This window comes from Streptomyces sp. LaBMicrA B280 (genome assembly GCF_049222185.1).
Classification (GTDB): Bacteria; Actinomycetota; Actinomycetes; order Streptomycetales; family Streptomycetaceae; genus Streptomyces; species Streptomyces murinus.
Genome location: NZ_JBMJCT010000076.1, coordinates 1 through 1847, shown reverse-complemented (window position 1 = coordinate 1847; position 1847 = coordinate 1). Strand labels below are relative to the sequence as shown.

Here is a 1847-nt window from a genome sequence, read left to right as displayed (position 1 = left end):
CCATATCCCCACGTTTAGTTACCCATATCCCCACGTTTAGTTACCCATATCCCCACGTTTAGTTACCTTTTAACTACTAATATTTTCTTGTGGTTAAACCCTCTTGATTTAATATGTGGTTAAAACCACGTTTAGTTACCCGATTATGAGCAAAAATTTAGTTGTAAAAACAAATCGCTTGAATCAAGCATTTCAGATGCTAACACTTGCTGAACTACACATTGTTCAACTAGCTATAGTTGATGCACGAGAAACAGGAACTGGACTAAGCACAAATAAACCTTTACGTATTGATGCGATGCGCTATGCAGAAGCTTTCAACACAACACGACAAAATGCTTATCAACGTATGAAAAGTGCTGAAGATACCTTGTTTAATCGGAGGTTTAGCTATTTTGATGATGAAGGAAAATTAGTTAAAAGCCGATGGATACAGCAGGTTCGTTACCTTGATGATGAGGGTGCAATAGAACTAGTTTTTACTATGGCTGTTGTTGATGGAATAAGTCGTATTGATGGCGTACAAGAATTTTTCACTCAATATTTAATTGGTCAAACAGCAAATTTAACCAGCGTGTATTCAGCTAGATTGTATGAACTACTCATTCAATGGAAAAGTATTGGTAAAACACCGATTTTTGAACTAAATAATTTTAGAGATCAATTAGGTATAGGAATTAATGAATATCAACGGATGGATCATTTTAAAATTCGTGTACTTGATATGGCATTAAAAGAAATCAACGAACATACAGACATCACAGCAAGCTATGAACAACACAAAAAAGGGCGATTGATTACAGGATTTTCATTCAAGTTTAAGCAGAAGAAGAAAACAGAGGTGGAAACGCCAAAAAACAGCGATTTGAGCGATTCTAAGCAAAAAACCGTAGAAATCCCTGCAAACCTTGTAAAACAGCCTGAAAACTCAAATTTGAGTGATTTAGACAAACGAGTAAGGGCGATCACAGGGGCAATTGCTAAAAATAACCTAGCAAGCCGTTTTCAACATGGAAATGAATCGCCACTGGAGATGATGAAACGTATTCAAAGCGAAATTACATCAGACGATATTGCAGATACTTGGCAAAACAAATTAGAAACAATGGGCGTAGTTTTTTAATCTGTCACGTGGCAATCACGTAGAAAATTGTGCTTGAAAGCATTGCTGTTAATACGTTTCAAAAAGCGTCACTACTTATTTTGTAGTGACGCTTTTTTGTTTCTCAAGGAAAGTAATTAGCGAGTGTCTACGAGCGACACAATGAAAGTTCGATAATTCCCCCCTCTGAAAACCGCTTTTAAAGATATTGGCTGCTAGATAATTTTATCTATCGTGAGCTTTTGCTTTTGAGAGGACACGAGCGAAGCGAGTGCCATTATTGCCTTTGCTCTTGCTTTTGCTGTTGGGGTTTCGGGGGCTTGCCCCTGAACAAGGTCACGGAGTGGGAATTTATCACGTCAGTGAAAAAGTACCCTTTGTGTATCCTTGCTTAAAAATCTTTTTGCTTTTGATTTCTTCTGATTTTTCTCCGTCATTTGCTAAAAATTGCCCCTGACTGAGCATAGCGAAGTCAAAAAAGTTTGAGCTTTAGCGAAAACATAGGGCAATTTTCATGAAAAATTGGCTTTTAAATGCTTTTAAATGCTTTTAAAAGCTTTTCCGATGCCTAAGAAGCCCGTATAGCAAGGCTTACAGCGACCATATCCCCACGTTTAGTTACCCATATCCCCACGTTTAGTTACCCATATCCCCACGTTTAGTTACCCATATCCCCACGTTTAGTTACCTTTTAACTACTAATATTTTCTTGTGGTTAAACCCTCTTGATTTAATATGTGGTTAA

1 protein-coding gene is annotated in these 1847 nt (G+C 37.3%); it reads left to right on the top strand.

The features are described 5' to 3' along the window. Positions 1-145: 145 nt before the first annotated feature. Complete coding sequence (repM, locus tag ACLF5H_RS37290; protein WP_421680410.1) at positions 146-1123, top strand: replication initiation protein RepM; 978 nt, start codon at positions 146-148, stop codon at positions 1121-1123. The last annotated feature ends 724 nt before the right edge of the window (positions 1124-1847 follow it).

Bases quoted from the DNA above. Each gene is read 5' to 3' on its own strand.
- repM (WP_421680410.1), top strand. From the start codon at position 146: ATGAGCAAAAATTTAGTTGTAAAAACAAATCGCTTGAATCAAGCATTT.